Origin of the sequence: Mediterranea sp. An20 (genome assembly GCF_002160055.1) — a bacterium.
Lineage (GTDB): Bacteria > Bacteroidota > Bacteroidia > Bacteroidales > Bacteroidaceae > Bacteroides > Bacteroides avicola.
On sequence record NZ_NFJV01000007.1, the window covers coordinates 119687 to 136697 of the forward strand.

General features: G+C 48.4%; 14 protein-coding genes and 1 pseudogene. 2 read left to right on the forward strand and 13 right to left on the reverse strand.

Features of this window, described 5'->3' with window-relative positions; translation table 11 throughout:
- Positions 1-197 precede the first annotated feature (197 nt).
- The 3 genes from B5F34_RS05990 to B5F34_RS06000 all read right to left on the reverse strand — a co-directional run bounded on the left by B5F34_RS05990 (position 198) and on the right by B5F34_RS06000 (position 4368).
- The gene (locus tag B5F34_RS05990) at positions 198-950 is read right to left on the reverse strand and encodes a LytTR family DNA-binding domain-containing protein (protein WP_087336101.1); all 753 of its coding nucleotides are present in this window, start codon (positions 948-950) and stop codon (positions 198-200) included.
- A gap of 138 nt (positions 951-1088) precedes the next feature.
- Positions 1089-3158 (reverse strand): histidine kinase, encoded by a 2070-nt coding sequence (locus B5F34_RS05995; protein WP_239448835.1) that lies wholly within the window; start codon positions 3156-3158, stop codon positions 1089-1091.
- Positions 3159-3273: 115 nt separating this feature from the next.
- A complete protein-coding gene (locus B5F34_RS06000) occupies positions 3274-4368 on the reverse strand; it encodes a DUF2027 domain-containing protein (protein WP_087336103.1) in 1095 nt (364 codons plus the stop codon).
- 334 nt (positions 4369-4702) lie between these two features.
- Here B5F34_RS06000 and B5F34_RS06005 point away from each other — a divergent pair, with 334 nt between their 5' ends.
- Positions 4703-5932 (forward strand): S-adenosylmethionine:tRNA ribosyltransferase-isomerase, encoded by a 1230-nt coding sequence (locus B5F34_RS06005; RefSeq protein WP_087336105.1) that lies wholly within the window; start codon positions 4703-4705, stop codon positions 5930-5932.
- 12 nt (positions 5933-5944) lie between these two features.
- Positions 5945-6472, forward strand: a complete 528-nt coding sequence (locus B5F34_RS06010) for an NUDIX domain-containing protein (protein ID WP_087336107.1) — start codon at positions 5945-5947, stop codon at positions 6470-6472.
- Positions 6473-6581: 109 nt separating this feature from the next.
- On the opposite strand, the gene glmM is transcribed toward B5F34_RS06010, so the two are convergent.
- The 10 genes and pseudogenes from glmM to B5F34_RS17845 all read right to left on the reverse strand — a co-directional run.
- Positions 6582-7970, reverse strand: coding sequence for a phosphoglucosamine mutase (glmM, locus tag B5F34_RS06015; protein ID WP_087336110.1), 1389 nt, complete (start codon positions 7968-7970; stop codon positions 6582-6584).
- Between the two features lie 36 nt (positions 7971-8006).
- Positions 8007-8627: a DUF4827 domain-containing protein gene (locus tag B5F34_RS06020; protein WP_087336112.1), complete on the reverse strand. Its 621-nt coding sequence runs from the start codon at positions 8625-8627 to the stop codon at positions 8007-8009.
- Positions 8628-8730: 103 nt separating this feature from the next.
- On the reverse strand, positions 8731-9768 hold the full coding sequence (locus B5F34_RS06025; protein WP_087336115.1) for a bifunctional oligoribonuclease/PAP phosphatase NrnA: 1038 nt from the start codon (positions 9766-9768) through the stop codon (positions 8731-8733).
- 401 nt (positions 9769-10169) lie between these two features.
- Positions 10170-11729 carry a ComEC/Rec2 family competence protein gene (locus B5F34_RS06030; protein ID WP_087336117.1) on the reverse strand — a complete coding sequence of 520 codons (1560 nt, stop codon included), beginning with the start codon at positions 11727-11729 and terminating at the stop codon, positions 10170-10172.
- Positions 11730-11746: 17 nt separating this feature from the next.
- Positions 11747-12397, reverse strand: a complete 651-nt coding sequence (gene rpe / locus B5F34_RS06035; RefSeq protein ID WP_087336119.1) for a ribulose-phosphate 3-epimerase — start codon at positions 12395-12397, stop codon at positions 11747-11749.
- 50 nt (positions 12398-12447) lie between these two features.
- Positions 12448-13416 carry a methionyl-tRNA formyltransferase gene (fmt, locus tag B5F34_RS06040; RefSeq protein WP_087336120.1) on the reverse strand — a complete coding sequence of 323 codons (969 nt, stop codon included), beginning with the start codon at positions 13414-13416 and terminating at the stop codon, positions 12448-12450.
- A gap of 61 nt (positions 13417-13477) precedes the next feature.
- Entirely contained in the window at positions 13478-15286 is a 1809-nt protein-coding gene (locus B5F34_RS06045; protein WP_087336122.1) for a chloride channel protein, read from the reverse strand.
- The gene (locus B5F34_RS06050) at positions 15283-15858 is read right to left on the reverse strand and encodes an L-threonylcarbamoyladenylate synthase (protein WP_087336124.1); all 576 of its coding nucleotides are present in this window, start codon (positions 15856-15858) and stop codon (positions 15283-15285) included. The genes B5F34_RS06045 and B5F34_RS06050 overlap by 4 nt, the downstream gene beginning before the upstream one ends.
- 76 nt (positions 15859-15934) lie before the next feature.
- A complete protein-coding gene (locus B5F34_RS06055; RefSeq protein ID WP_087336126.1) occupies positions 15935-16699 on the reverse strand; it encodes a YaaA family protein in 765 nt (254 codons plus the stop codon).
- Positions 16700-16914: 215 nt separating this feature from the next.
- A pseudogene (locus B5F34_RS17845) lies at positions 16915-17011 on the reverse strand (IS982 family transposase); the annotation flags it as partial.

A 17011-nucleotide genomic window follows, 5' to 3' on the forward strand; every position in this document is an offset into this window, starting at 1 on the left:
TTACATATACACACGCCGAGAATCCGATATTCCAGGAACAGGTTCAGAACTCAGTTGCCGGAAGCATGTAGGAAGCCTTCATGGGAAAAAATTGAGGGCATACCAAATCTCATCAATTTGATACGCCCTCTTTTTATGTCGACACTTGTAAAAGTCAGTGTCAACTCCCTAACCAAATTATAATATCCGCTCTACTTTCACAAGCAAAAGCGTTCTTGCAGTTCTTTTTTATATTTGCGGGATACCAGCAACTCTGTTACTTTATCAAATGGAGGATAAAGCAGACATTTGCTTTCCTTTATTATCATAAGATAGTCAATATTAATAATGTACGACTGGTGTATCTGTACAAAACAGGGAGAAAATTGAGTAATCTGCTCTGCCGTCATACCACGGCGCAAAGCCAAAGGAGGCTGGTTATTCAGAATAACCTCCCACTGTTTACGTTCTGAACAATAGCGGAAGAAACCTATTTCCGAAGGACGCAAGGCACGCATGTCGTTGGTAGGCGTAAAAACGATGAAGGTCTGCCTCGAAGACACCGGCACATTAGAAAAAAGAGGCTCCGGCTTCAAAGCAGTCGCCTGTTTCACAAAGCGATCTAATATATCTTTCAACTCCTGATCATCGAAAGGTTTCAGCAGATAATCAAAAGCAGCCTCACGGATGGCCTGAATCATATATTTATCGTATGCTGTATAGAACACAATCCGCATGGTACGCGACAAATCGTCACGCATCTCCTGCAGAAGCTGCATTCCTGTCATATCCGGCAACTCCATATCCAAGAAAAGCAAGTCCGGCCGTATCTGGACTATCAGCTTCTTTCCTTGCCTGGCATTATGAGCAATTCCCTCCACAGAGAAACGTTCATCCTTTGCCAGAGCAAAAGTCAAGTTCTCCAGAGAAAGCTCATCATCATCTACTATGACTACTTTATATTTATCCATATTAGTATGCTTGTGTCCTATTTTCAGACAGCGAATATAAAGATTATATTGCGTTCGGGCAAGATCGAAAAGCTAAAAAACGAACTATACGGCAGAATAGAAGGCTATCCATATTAAAATAAGGATTAAAAAGTCTCACTAAATCTGGTAATCATACTGGCTGGGTAAGCGGTAAGCAACCTCGCAACCTGTATCTCCCGAAGGCAAAGATACGTTATGGACCGAAATATCAATAGACTGCCGGTTTTTCTGATTCAATATCTGAATGGTCTGCATAATTACTTTCATGCCAGTACCCGTACCACGCCTGACGCTATCCGCACGGTAACCTCCGCCATTATCGGTAATACGAATATCGGTCCCTTCCTGGCTGGCAGACACTGCTATCCAAAGCAAACGTTCCCCGTCCTTATCTTTCAATGCGTGTTTCAGCGCATTTTCGACAGGAATCTGTAGAAGCATAGAAGGCAGCATCACCCGGTCGGGACAAACTTCAGGAGCTATATCTATGCTGAAATGGAATGCCGGACCCAGAGCCTGACGCTCCAACTCCAGATAAGTACGTACAAAATCAAGTTCTTCATCCAGCGTGACACAAAGCTGATCGGCCAGTTCCAGATTGCGGCGCATCAGTTTGACCAGTGACGAAAGCCTCTGACGCTGGGAAGGAGCGATACCCGACATTAACTGGTTAAGTATATTGAAAATAAAATGCGGCGACAAACGGTTGCGGATATTCTCCAAACGTAGAGAAGACACCGTGCGCCTACCCTGTGCCAGAAGAAGAGCCCGCTTTTTCTTGTTATAGAGATAGACAAAAAGAGCTGCCAACAGAGCCAATGCTCCGAAAGCCAACCCAATAAAGCGCGTCTGACGCAAACGGAACATTTCGGTCTGCTGTTCCTGCAACAACAGCCGATGAGCCATTAGCGTAGAATCTTGCTGGTAGCGTAAAGTCAGGTCGGCTATACGCATGCGGACACGTTCATTACGGATGGAATCATCGAGTTGCAAATCCTTCTCCAGGTTATGATAAGCCGTACGATAGTCGCCTATTGCCCGGTAATAACGCCGCAGATATCGGTTACGTATATGTATCAGATCGGGATCAACATCTGGCGGAGTAACAGAATGGGCTATAAAACGGGCCGCTTCAGGAAGGTTGCCACGCAAAAGTGCCAACTGAATGTGTTGCGTATCCAAATAGTAGAGGGCAGTAGACACACTTGTAGCGCGGAAGAAAGGCTCACACAAACCAAGGTAACGTTCTGCGGAATCGGGTTGACCAAGTCCCAAGTAACAGTCGCTGAGATTGATGCGGCTCAGATTTACTTCATAAAGCATGTCCGGATAATCGTCGGTAAGATCCAAGGCGCGGAGAAAATAGTCACGTGCCGTAAGTAAATCGCCACGATAATAATAAGTGGTACCGCGATTGTTCAGGTAAAAATGTTTCTCAAAAGGAAGCATCTGGTCATAGTAAGAAGCAGCCAGGTCATAGTAATGGTCGCACTGCCCGAAAACCCGCAGCGAAGAATATATCTGGGCAAGCCCATAGTAGATAGGAACTTTGCGCCGGGAGACCAGTCCCAATGAATCGCACAACAGAAGAGCGCGGCGGTACCAATAAGCGCTGCTATCCAACTTGCCCTGACGGTTATAGGCATCGGCCAGATTGATGAGCACATCGGGCAGAGATTCCGTACGGGAGCCCTGCATCAGGAGCAGACCAGACCGATAGAAGCAGGCGGTAGCCGAATCCATATAGCCTGTGCGGGCAAAAACATTACCTTTGGTGTTGAGACATTCTGACAACAAATCAGCAAGACGGGGCGAAGCGGGAGCACGACGTACATAATCTTCTATCTCATTAATTAGAAGACGGGCAGAATCGAGGTCGAAAGTCACAAGACATGTCTTTAGTGCCACAGAGAGGTATTGATAGGCTACTAAGCTGTCCTGGCACCGCCGCATCCGATTCAATGCTTCTGTGCGCACTTGCCTCGGGACCAACGAGATGGAATCGGAACAGGTACGGAGAAATGCATCAAAACACAATGATTCGCTTACAGATGTTGCCGACTGTTGACCGCGGTGGCATGACACCACAAGCGGAAGCCACATCAGCAGGAACAGGACAGCCACAGAAATTGAAGAGCGGAAGGGAACCGGACACGCAAAGCGGCCCATATCTCGTCTGTTCATCATAATCAACTATATCATATATATATTAAATATGTATGCCTACGAAGGCAAATAATTACTCCATAGAGTAGAAAGCTACTACTCTATAGAGCTGTTCTGTGCAACTTTCAGGAATTTATCAGTATACCGTCACCAAGGTAGCACCGAAACCATATTCCTGAAACGACGCATCCTGGGTTTTGCAGGCAGGATACTTACGCTTCAACTCGTCCAGCACAGCCTTGCGCAACACGCCTTCGCCCTTGCCGTGAATGAAGACAATGCGTTGTCCATGCTTCTGACGGTATTTCTCCATGACCTCACGGAACTTCGCAAGCTGGTATTGCAGCATCTCGCCGGGCGTCATGCCTCTCGTATCGTCCAGCAAAGCATCAATGTGAAGGTCTACTTCCACGAGGTCTTTCCTCGGGTCGGGATTGGGTTTCGACTTGGATGTCTGCTGCGCATTGCCCGAAGCATCCGCCGACTTCTTCCGGGTCATGGCCTGCTGAAGCTCGCGGGCATCGACAATAATCTGCCGTGCCGGCTGGTCGTTGCGCACCAAGTCGTAGATAAGGGCTGGCGTCTCAAAGAAATCGGAGGGTTGGAAAGTGTGCAGCTTGTAGAATTTCACCACGTCTATACGCAGTTCTACCGACACAGCTGGCTTCAAAGCAAACGAACTGCGTTCCTTGAATGCCACCAATTGCACACACACACGCTCGCGTTCGTTCAAAGCTGCCTTCTCAAATTCTTCCAACAGATATTTCTCGTTGGGGCCTACCAACCCATGACTGACCACGCTCCAAGCCTTACCTTCGGCCACGAGATAGGTATAAAATAGGTCGTAGTTGGAATCGTTCACCAGATAAGCCTCAAAAGGTGTAGTGCTTACCGACTTAATGTCGATAGGCACAAAAGCCAGGTAAGCATTGAGAACGTTTCCTCCACGAACCTCGGGCTGACGATAGACTGACACTTGAGGCTGCTCACGTGGCTGTACCAAAGGCTGAGCTTGAGGTTTGGAAGCAGTTTGTTCCTCTCTCCGCCGAACTTTGTCGGCTGGTGTAGGAATGTTGTAGTTGTCTGTTTCCACTACCACACACTCACGCACGGGCATGGGGATGTCGAAGCCGTCTTCGTCTTGCACCAGCACAATGTCTTTACCCTGGAAGCCCGACACGCGACCTCCGCCTACTTCGCTTAAAAAACGCACTTTGTCACCTATCTTCATAATCTTCTTGTTTTTATCTTATCTGTTTTTATTTGCCATGATTTAAACACTCCATGCTACACTACTTATTGTATATGCCTGCCACCCGGACTATTTTTTTCATGAAAAATGTTCCAGGCTATGCAGCAAACTTCCAAGCTATAAGCAGCAAACTCCTAAGCCACAAGCAGCGAGCTTGTTATATATAAGAGATAACTTACTGCTTATCAATAGAATACCAATCTGTATATCACAAGCAGCATTCAGGGGTTCAAAAGTTTACAACCACTTCTCTGTAAATAACGGCGCAAAGATACGGAATTATTCCTACCTTTGTGCCTCAAATCAAAAAACTATGACTCAAGACCCGAAACATATCCGCATCAGTGACTTTTCCTACAACCTGCCGGACGAACGCATTGCCAAGTTCCCCTTACCCGTGCGCGACGAATCCAAACTCTTACTTTACCGCCACGGAGAAGTAAGCGAGGACCATTTTTACCACCTCCCGCAATACATCCCTGCAGGCGCCCTGATGGTATTCAACAACACCAAGGTCATCCAGGCACGTCTGCACTTCCGTAAAGACACAGGCGCGTTCATCGAAGTGTTCTGCCTGGAACCGCTGGAGCCTCACGACTATGCACTCAACTTCCAGCAGACGGGACACGTATCTTGGCTCTGTCTGATAGGCAACCTGAAGAAATGGAAAGAGGGAACGCTACACCGCGAAATGACAGTAAAAGGAATGAACGTTACGCTAAGTGCCACACGTGGCGAATGCCGGGGAACCAGCCACCGGGTAGACTTCGAGTGGAACAACAGCCAGGTGAGCTTTGCCGACATACTTGAAGTGTTCGGCGAACTGCCTATCCCTCCCTACCTCAACCGCAAGACGGAAGCGAGCGACTTGGAAACTTATCAGACGGTGTATTCGAAGATAAAAGGCTCGGTAGCCGCACCTACTGCTGGACTGCACTTCACGCCCCGCGTGCTCGATGCACTGAAAGAAAAAGGGATAGAACTGGAAGAACTGACACTGCACGTGGGCGCAGGCACCTTCCGACCAGTAAAAAGTGAAGAGATTGAAGGACATGAGATGCACACGGAATATATCTCCGTATCACGCCACACCATCGCCAGGCTCATAGCTCACGGCGGACAGGCCATCGCCGTAGGAACTACTTCGGTGCGCACGCTGGAGAGCCTCTACCACATCGGGCTCACTCTGATGAAGCATCCTGATGCCTCCGACGAAGAGCTGACCGTACGCCAGTGGCAACCTTATGAATGCTCTCCTGACGAACTGGCTACCCCTGCCACCCAGGCTCTCTCTGCCGTGCTTGCTTATCTGGACCGACACGGATTGGAAACCCTGCACACGAGCACCCAGATAATCATTGCACCAGGCTACGATTATAAGATAGTAAAAGCCATGGTAACAAACTTCCACCAGCCACAAAGTACCTTGCTACTGCTCGTATCGGCTTTCGTACACAACGACTGGCGCACAATATATAACTATGCGCTGAAACACGATTTCCGCTTCTTGAGCTATGGAGACTCGTCGCTGCTGGTACCATAATTATTGACTATTATGAAACAAGACAATAACCAGGAACTCTTTCCCGTGGTAGACGAAGAAGGTAACATTCTCGGTGCTGCTACCCGCGGGGAATGCCACAACGGAAGCAAACTGCTACATCCCGTAGTACATTTGCATGTATTTAACTCGCAAGGAGAACTCTACCTGCAACGACGACCTCTTTGGAAAGACATCCAACCCGGCAAATGGGACACAGCCGTAGGCGGACACGTCGACCTTGGCGAAAGTGTAGAACAAGCCTTGCAACGCGAAGTACGCGAAGAGTTAGGCATCACCGACTTCACACCACAGCCCGTGACACATTATGTATTCGAATCTGACCGCGAACGCGAATTGGTCTTTACCTTCCGCACGGTCTATGATGGTCCCGTTTCTCCTTCGGACGAACTGGACGGCGGGCGCTTCTGGCCGGTAGAAGAAATCCGGGCGAATCTGGGTCAGGGCATCTTTACCCCCAACTTCGAAACAGAAGCAGAAAAGATACTTGCCTGGGGCAGCAACCCGTCGCATCCTATCTGATTTTCCAGTCCTTCCCCTTTTACCTCCTGACAGAAAAAGACGATGCAGATTCAGCGGCCATCCCTGAAATCTGCATCGTCTTTCTATTTGAAAAGGTATATAAGCTCAATTAACGGGCTAACTCCTCAATCACTTTCATCACTTGGCGGCCAATCTCTTCGGCTTCTTCCTGAGTATGTGCCTCGCTATATACACGGATGATGGGTTCCGTATTGCTCTTGCGCAAGTGCACCCACTTGTCGGGGAAATCAATCTTTACTCCGTCAATATCAGTAATCTGCTCGTTCTTATAAAGCTCCTTCACTTTAGCCAGAATAGCATCTACATCGGTATCAGGTGTCAAGTCTACACGGTTCTTGGCCATGAAATAAGCCGGATATGTGGCACGCAATTCGCTTACCTTCTTGCCCTCGTGCGCCAAATGACTAAGGAAAAGACCGATACCCACCAAAGCATCGCGTCCGTAGTGACTGGCAGGATAGATAACTCCTCCATTGCCTTCACCGCCAATTACGGCTCCTACCTCCTTCATCTTGGTAGTAACATTCACCTCACCTACAGCTGAAGCATAATAGGGCTGTCCGTAGCGGGCTGCCACATCACGCAGGGCACGGGTAGAACTGAGGTTAGACACAGCAGGGCCCGGTGTATGCTTCAGCACATAGTCAGCCACACTGACCAGTGTATATTCTTCACCGTACATACGACCGTCCTCACAGATAATAGCCAGTCGGTCTACATCGGGGTCCACAACAAAAGCCACATCGTTATTTCCCTGCGCCATCAGTCCCATGATATCACCAAGGTTTCTCTCCAAGGGTTCAGGATTATGCTGGAAATTGCCTGTAGGCTCGCAATAAAGTTTCTCCACATGCTGCACACCCAACTGGTTCAATAAATCGGGCAGTATGATACCGCCTACGGAATTCACGCAGTCGATAGCTACACGGAAATTGGCCTTGCGTATAGCCTCCACGTCCACCAACTCCAAAGCCAATACGCTGTCTATGTGCTTTTGATTGTAGGATAGGTCTTTGCGATAAGTTCCCAACTTGTCCACTTCAGCATATTCAAAAGCTTCAGCTTCGGCAATGCGAAGTACTTCGTTTCCTTCTTCTTTGTTAAGGAATTCTCCGCGCTCATTCAACAGCTTCAGGGCATTCCACTGCTTGGGATTGTGCGACGCGGTAAGAATAATGCCTCCACTGGCTCCTTCCATGGTCACGGCCAGTTCGGTAGTGGGCGTAGAAGCCAAGTCAATATCTACCACGTCCCAACCCATACCCATCAGGGTACCTGTCACCACATTCTTCACCATCTCGCCGGAAAGACGCGCGTCACGTCCCACTACTATTTTGTTGCTCTTTACGGTACACGTCTTACGAATCAGTGTAGCATAAGCTGAAGTAAATTTCACAATGTCCAGCGGATTAAGTCCCTCACCCGCCTGTCCGCCGATGGTTCCGCGGATGCCTGAAATAGATTTAATAAGTGTCATAAATAAATATGGATTAGAGGATAACTTCACTTCATATTAATAAATCTGATAACGTATATCATAATAATAGGGGACCACGGAACTCATGGCATTCTGTGTTCCCATATCGGAAGGCACAATAAGCTTGACGTGCGCCTTATTGTAGATATAGTCCCAAGGCACCAGCCAACCGGCAGGCACTGCTGTGCTTCCTCCCAATATATTGTAGGAATAATAGCTGGCGTATCCTGTTTCGGATTCTATCAGGAAAATGCCTGCAATCGAAGAAGAGGTCACCATATAACGGAAACCATCTGTCATGTAGGGGACTTCCAGATTAGAATAAGTAAGATAATTATTCAATACATTATATTCGCTAAAGCGGACGATGATTTCATCGTTGTTTTTTACCGTATCGCCTTCGATGCCCTTATCGACTATCTGCATATAAACACCACTTGCCAGCTGCACATATTCATTCCGACTGACATCAGTCATGGAATCTTGCGCATAAAACTCCGACTGGGAAATCACCACGATGTTGCTGTCGCGTATAAAGGCATCAATGGCATTGTCTTCCCTCTCTTTCATCTCGGCATAGGTCATGGTGTCGTCACAGGCCTGGAAGGCCGCACATACAGCCATCAAGAGCAAAAATAACAAAGTCAGTTTCTTCATTTCTTTTTATTGGTAATTGCGTGGCAAAAGTATCTGATTTCACGCAAAGATTAAGGGATATACCCCGAATGTTCGTATCTTTTAACCTTTCCCCATTGTTTTTTTAAGGTTGAGCCGTAAGCAAGGGCTTATATTTATTCAAAGCAGCTTCGAATACTTCACGTGCTTCATCCATCGTTCCGTAAAACTCACCCCCCGAAGCATTGAGATGTCCGCCCCCGTTAAAAAACTCCGAAGCTACCTGATTGCAGGGGAACTTGCCTACTGAGCGCAAGGAAATCTTAATCATCGGCTTCTCGGTATCTTCACGCAGAAAACACGAGAACACCACATTCTTAATGCTCAACGGAATATTGACAAATCCCTCGCTATCCCCCCGAATGTAGTTAAACCGGCGTTGTTCTTTCTTAGTCAACGAGATGAGTGCTGCGTTGCAATCTGTATAAACACGCATCTGTGTCAGTACATACCCCATCAGGCGCAGGCGGCTTTCTGAATAGGTATTGAATACCTTGCGATAGATATCATCCTTATCAATACCCTTCGACAAAAGCTCGCTGATAATGAAATAAATCTCCCGATTGTTCGAGTTGTAGGTGAAACCACCCGTATCTGTCATCATGCCTGTATAAATACACTCGGCGCCCTCCTTGGTAATTTCGTTAAAATATCCCATCCGGCAAATAAGACGGAATACCAGCTCGGAGGTGGAAGAAATCTCCGGATGGGAGATGGTTATCCGACAGAAAGGCTCCGGGTCCAGATGATGATCGATAAGGATTTTCCTTGCAGGCGAAGCCAACACCGCCTCGCCCATCGCATCAATGCGATGAATGGCGTTAAAGTCGAGACAACAAATGACATCGGCCTCGGCTATAAGCTGGTCGGCAAACTCCTTATATTTGTCATACAGCAGAATATCCTTGCTTCCCGGCATCCATTTCAGGAAATCGGGAAAGGCATTGGGAACAATGACATTCACGGTCTTTTCCTGAGAATTAAGGAAATGCCACAAACCTAAGGAAGAGCCGATGGCATCTCCGTCGGGAGATATATGGGATACGATAACCATCTTCTCTGCACGTTCCAGCCATTTACTGAAGTGGTCTATATCCGCTTGCCTAATTATCTTACTCAGCATAATAGATAAATTCTTCGTTATTATTTAAACATACCATAGAAAGAAGGAGCAAAATTACAAAAAAGTTTAGACTTCAGAATAAGGGAAGAAAGAAATGATTGAAACTTTTCGGCAGGATAAGCACAAGTGAGTGCCCGACATGCCCTTATCCACAGCTTTGCAACACTCCCCAAACGATTAGTGCAGAAATATCACCGCAAGAAGCTTCCGATTTAGAACGACCAGTTATATTACTGGCACACAGGCCTTTGCTCCTTATCGCTTAGCAATCTGCTTCTTAGTGCTTGGCAATCTACTTCTTAGTGCTTGGCAATTTGCTTCTTAGCGCTTGGCAATCTGCTTCCAACAGATAAGGACGACGGTTTATCGGACAAGTGTCAATGCGCCGGGCCGCTGCCTCCTTACACCACACAAGCCAACAATGCCAATAATGCCGCACAAACTCTCCGAAAAGTGAAACGGTGCAGGCAAAACCAAAGCAGGGCCAGAAAAAGGTAAAACAGCCACACATCGACCACGCTTACCTCCAGCTGGTCGAGCGAAGAGAAAGGCAAATTCTCAATCAGTTTCAATCCTCCATTCTGCCAGTTCAACAGGCTCTCCACTACAGGCACAAAACCTGTTTGCCATCCAGGGAGCGGAGTAAGTGCCAGCAACACAACCGCCGCATAAAGAATCAGGGAAGATAAAGGCACTACCAGCAGATTGCTCAAAAGAAAATGTGTAGGAAACTGAGAAAAATACAACATCACCAAAGGGGCGCAGCCTATCTGTGCCGCCACAGACACCGTTATCAATCCCCACACGTAGCGGAGTATCCGGCTTTGTGGCGTCCAGCAGGCATACAATGGAGGCTGAAACACAAGAATTGCCGCCAACGAAAGAAAAGACAGTTGGAAACTGACATCGAACAGCCACAAAGGACGAACCAGCAACATTAGGAAGGCCGTAGCAGCCAAGGAGTTTATGGTCAGCAGCTTCGAAGAGCAGAAGGATGTCAAGGCTACAAAAGATGCCATTATGACTGAACGCACTACCGGCGAAGCCAATCCCGTGAAAAAAGCAAAGCCCCACAAAGCCGCTACCAGAAATAAAAGCAGAAAAGGCTTCAGCCAACGCCAACGCGCCCAAAAAGGACGTAACATCCACCACAACAGGGCATATAGAAAACCAATGTGCAGACCAGACAAGGACAAGACATGGCTGGCACCCGCAACAGAATAGGTCTTCACAATCTCTTCACTCAAATCACTCTGGTCGCCCACGGTCAGTGCAGCAAGTACCGCCAGATTATCTCCCTGAAACCCCAACCGATGATACAGTCCCACGACCTGTTCCCGGTAGTCCAAAGCTATCTGCCGAAGGGTGCGTGCCGAGTCATTACCCAATACCCTCCAACGACCGGCAGGCACATACCCCGTCCCGCTCACTCCCTTCCTGCGAAGGAAACGGGCGTAGTCAAAATCTCCCCAATTACGCGGCTGGGTTAGATGTGTCTGCACCAACAGTTCATCTCCCCGCATCAAACGGGCCGACAATGAATCTTTATGGAAATAAAGCAGAAACATCGGTTGCCGGACATCTGTCTGCAACGTGTCATCCACAAAGACACCCTGCACATGTACCGGACAAAGAATGCTGCGTTTTTTTTCTTCCGGCCAATCGCAGATACGCACTTTATAACAGGCCTTCGGCGAAGATAAGTCATAATAGGTTGCTTCCCATGCACAAGCTGCTCCCTGATAACCGACAAGCCCCAATAAGACAAAAGCCCATACCCCATATACCTGCTGCAAGCTATACCGATGGCATACATACAAGGCGACCGTAAGAGCGACAGCAACTACCCCAAAGAAACGCCACGGAAGGGCGTGCGGGAAGGCATCCCCGCACACAATTCCAACAACCAGTGGTATCAAAAGCCGCAGGAAGGGATACTTCTGCCAAATATGGGAATACACGGCAAGGACAGCTGTGGTCAGAGACTCTTCAATGCAGCTATTGCTTCCATGGGGTCAGGAGCCGAAAAGACTGCATTGCCTGCCACCAGGACATCGGCTCCCGCCTCCACCAGGCGAGCTCCAGTCTGTAGGTTGACTCCACCGTCCACCTCAATCAAGGCACGCGATCCGCAAGAGTCCAGCAGGTCACGCAACTCGCGCACCTTCTCAATGGTATGGGGGATGAATTTCTGGCCTCCAAAACCAGGATTGACACCCATGACAAGCACCATATAGAGGTCGCCTACAATATCTTTCAGCAAAGATACAGGTGTGGCCGGATTAATGGTAACGGCAGGCTGCATGCCCGCATCACGAATCTGCTGCACCACACGGTGCAAATGTGGGCAGGCTTCGTAGTGTACATTCATCACATAAGCACCTGTAGCCTTTACTTCGGAGATAAACTTTTCAGGTTGGACAATCATCAGATGAACATCCAAAGGTTTTTCGGCCAATGCAGCCACATGTTTCAATACGGGAAAGCCAAAAGATATATTCGGTACGAAGACACCATCCATGATGTCTATATGCAACCAGTCGGCCTCACTGCGGTTCAACATGTCAATATCCTCAGCCAAGTTACTGAAATTGGCCGACAAAATGGAGGGAGATACCAGGGGATTCATGTTATAATCAAGAATTAGGAGATGAATAAATAACTGTTCGTGAAAGAGGATTACAAAACCTTGGCCGGCTCGCTTAACCGGAATCCGCGCAGCAGTTCGTCTACACGAAGACGCTTTTTGCCAGGCAACTGCAAAGAACGAAGTCCAATGAAGCCATCGGGTACCGCTACACGCAAATAAGTCTTCCCGTCTGTCTGGACAGTACCTACAGGAAATTCGTGGGCAAGGGATAACTTCTCGCTTTCATAAATCTTCAGCACTACCGGTTCCTGCCCTTCCTGATGAAGCTCTGTCCAAGCCGTAGGATGAGGCGAGAGCCCACGTATGAAGTCATAGACTTGTTTAACGGGGCGGTTCCAGTCAATGCGGCAGGTTTCCTTGAATATCTTAGGAGCGGCATGAAGTTCACCTGTCACCTGCATCTGCTCTTGGGGGATAGTCCTTACAGTATTGTTAAGAATTGCGTCTACGGTCTCCGTCACCAGTTTCCCGCCCAGCATCATCAGCCGGTCGTGCACTGCCCCTACATCATCGGTATCGGCAATAGGAACACGCACCTGCTGAATAACTTCCCCCGTATCAATCTCCTGCTTCAGGAAGAAAGTTGTTATGCCCGTCTCTACCTCACCATTGATAACGGCCCAGTTGATGGGGGCAGCACCGCGGTACTGGGGCAAAAGAGAAGCATGCAGATTGAACGTACCCAACCGGGGCATTGCCCATACAACCTGGGGCAACATACGGAAAGCGACTACTATCTGCAAATCGGCCTTCCAGGCACGCAACTGTTCAAGAAACGCTTCATCCTTCAGTTTTTCAGGCTGCAAAAGAGGAAGCCCATGTTCCAAAGCATATTGCTTGACAGGAGAATACTGCAACTTATGCCCGCGTCCGGCAGGCTTGTCTGGCATTGTGATGACACCTACCACGTTATAACCACCCTCCACGAGGCAGCGTAAGGACTCCACCGCAAACTCCGGCGTGCCCATATATACGATTCGCAAATCTTCTTTTTTCATATTCTTATTCTGTCTTATTCTGTCTGTTCATACAATTTTCTTCTTTCCTCTTGGCTTCACACTACTCATCGGAGAAATGTACCAGCACCTCACGGTAATAATTAAATATCTTCGACTTCGATACAAAGCCCAGATAATGTCCGTCTACATCAACTACCGGCAAGTTCCAGGCCTGCGTATCATCAAAGGTGCGCATCACTTGCTCCATGCTGTCTGTATCATAGAGGCGCGCCGGTGGAGAAGTCATCAGCTTACCCACAGTAAACCGGTGATACAACTCCTGCCTGAACATGATGTTGCGTATATCGTCCAGCAAAAGGATGCCCAGCAGGCGATGGTCTGCGTCAAGTACCGGAAAGACGTTGCGATGTGCATGCGAAATAACACCGACCAGAGCACCCAAATCCATATCGGGACGTACTGGAGTAAAGTCTGTCTCCACCACATTCTCCATTTTCATCAGCGTCAGAATAGACTTGTCTTTGTTATGCGTAAGCAGCTCGCCTTTCTTGGCCAGACGCATGGAATAAATACTATGAGGCTCAAATACGATGATTGTCAGGTAGGAACTGACGGAAACAATCATCAGCGGCAGGAACAAGTCGTAACCACCAGTCAGTTCAGCAATGAGAAATACACCTGTCAACGGGGCATGCATTACCCCGCTCATCACACCGGCCATACCCATCAGCGCAAAATTCTTCTCGGGCAAAAAAGGGGTAACATCGAAAGCGTTGCTGAAATGGGAAAACACAAAACCGGCGATACACCCCAAATAAAGCGAAGGAGCAAAGATTCCACCGCACCCTCCGCCGCCATTAGTGGCACTGGAAGCAAAGACCTTGAAAGCGATGATAAGCAAAAGGTAGAGCAACAAAAGATTGCTGTGCCCATAGAAGAAAGAATTGTTCATCACCGTGTCCCAATCGGCTACGCTCACGCCGTTCAATAACAACTCAATAGTATCATACCCTTCACCATAAAGCGGAGGAAAAAGAAAGATAAGAACACTCAGCATGGTGCCGCCCAACAGGAGTTTCTTCCAGGGCTTGTCCAACCGTCCAAATATTCCTTCGACCTTGCTCATGGCACGCGTGAAATAAAGTGATACCAACCCGCAAAACACTCCCAGCATAATGACATAGGGAATGCGGCCCAGTTCGAAAGGCTGATCCAAATGAAAGCGGAATAAAGCTTCCTGCCCGGTGACTATATAAGATAAGGTTGCCGCCGTTACCGATGAAATAAGCAACGGCAACAGAGAGGTCATCGTAAGGTCTATCATCAGTACTTCCAAGGTGAACACCAGCCCTGCGATAGGTGCCTTGAAGATGCCGGCTACTGCCCCTGCCGCCCCGCATCCCACAAGCAGCATCAATGTGCGGTGCTCCATCTTGAAAATACTACCTAAGTTAGAACCTATGGCAGAACCGGTAAGCACAATAGGGGCTTCGGCTCCTACTGAACCGCCGAAACCTATGGTTATGGAACTGGCAATGATAGACGACCAGGTATTGTGGCGCTTTATGCGGCCTTGCCTTCGGGAAATGGCATAGAGAATCTTGGTCACACCGTGACTGATGTCGTCTTTCACCACATGGCGCACGAACAACCCGGTAAGGAAAATACCTACGACGGGATAAACCAAATAAAGATAGTTGGCCTCCGTGGTGTCGAAATTGTCTGTAAGAAACCACTGTATCCAATGAATCAACTGCTTCAGAACCAGCGCGGCCAAGGCTGTACAAATGCCTACCAGGAAACTGAGAATGAGGATAAACTGCTTCTCCTTGATATTCTGTTCGCGCCAATGGATGAGGCGGGGCAACCAGCCTTTCTCATTATAATATACTTGCTCTCCCTTGCTCATGGCCGGATGATTTTTACTTCACCGCCCTTGCCCAGCTTGATGATGGAAGACGGACTGGCTGGCGTATTTTCCGTGCGGCGGGCTTCAACAATATAATCCACAGCTTCCTTAATATCCTCACTAATCTCGGCAAATGTCCGGGGCGAAGGTGCTCCGCTCACATTGGCCGAAGTAGATACTATGGCCTTACGGAAACGATTGCACAAGGCTTTGGAAAACTCTTCCTGAGTCACCCGGATACCCACGCTCCCATCTTCGGCCAGAAGGCCGGGGGCCAGATTACGGGCATCGGAATAAATGATGGTCAGGGGTTTGTCTGCTACTTCTATCAGGTCCCATGCCACATCGGGCACATCCCGCACATAAAAATCCACCTTAATCGCCGAATCAACCAGCACCAGCATGGCCTTGCTGTCGGCACGATGTTTTATCTCATACACGCGGCGCACGGCCTCTTCATTGGTGGCGTCGCATCCTATTCCCCAGATGGTGTCAGTGGGATACAGTATCACACCGCCCTCCTGCATCACCTGGCAGGCTTTCTTGATGTCTTCTATCCAGTCTTTATTCATAAGTCAACCGCTTATTGATGCGCAAAAGTAATAATTTGTATTCACAAAGCAACGTTAAAACAATAAATATTGCCATTCAAGCCAACGTAAAGAGCCAGTGGTCTGCCGTGCTACGGCTCTCGTCCAGCCGGAAGCCTTCCCACGTGAAATCACGCATCGCATCGGGTGTGTCCACACGGTTCTTGATGAGGTAGCGCACCATCTCGCCGCGGCACATCTTGGCATAAACCGTCACTGTCTTCAACTTTCCGACCTTCCACACTTGAAACTCAGGCGTAACCACCCGCACCTCGTGCTCTACCTGCTTCCAGCAGAACAGGTCTTTCATCTCTCCGCTGGCCAGGTTGAGCAAGATACCTCCACTGTTTCTGACTGTCTCGATAAAGAAGTCCGTAAGCCGCGGTTTCCAGTAGTCGAACATCGAAATTCCTCCCTTGCCCGGCAGACACACGCCACCTTCCAAACGATAAGGTTTGATGAGATCCAGCGGACGGAGCAGCCCGTAGAGGAAGGAAGTGATGAGCAGGTGCTGCTGGGCAAAGTGGAAATCCTCTGCCGAAAAGTCCGAAGGGGCTATGCGCTTGAAAACAGCCCCCGTATAAGCACACAAGGCAGGCATGGAAGGCGTGGAAGGGGAACAGAAGTCGTGGAAACGCAAACGGTTCTCGGCAGCAATCTTATCGCCGACATGCAACATCGCCCCCAGCTCGGAAGCGGAATACTGGGCAAGCTCTAAAGCTGTTTCCAAAGCTTCCTGCCCAAAGACAGGTATGGTGACATCGGGCACGGACAAACGGCAATGGGATGCCATCGTTTTGGCACAGGATATGAAAGTAAGCATAAATTTGTCTTTCTTTAAAACGGTTAGCGGCGCAAAGATACGAATTATACTTTGAAGCGGTTGAAACTTTTTATGTGCAACACGGCTGTCTCATATATAATAAGAAGAACTACTTCTTGGATAAGCCCTTCCTGAAACATTGCCAAGCGATAAGCAGCCAACTGCTAAGCGACAGGCAGCAGACTTGTCATATATTAACGTGAGTTCGATATAAATCAAAACATAGCAAGTTGCCCGTCCTTGACGAAACATAAGTCAATGGCGGGTTTCTTTTCAAAGAAGCAGTATGCAGCTATGGCAGAGAGAGAATTG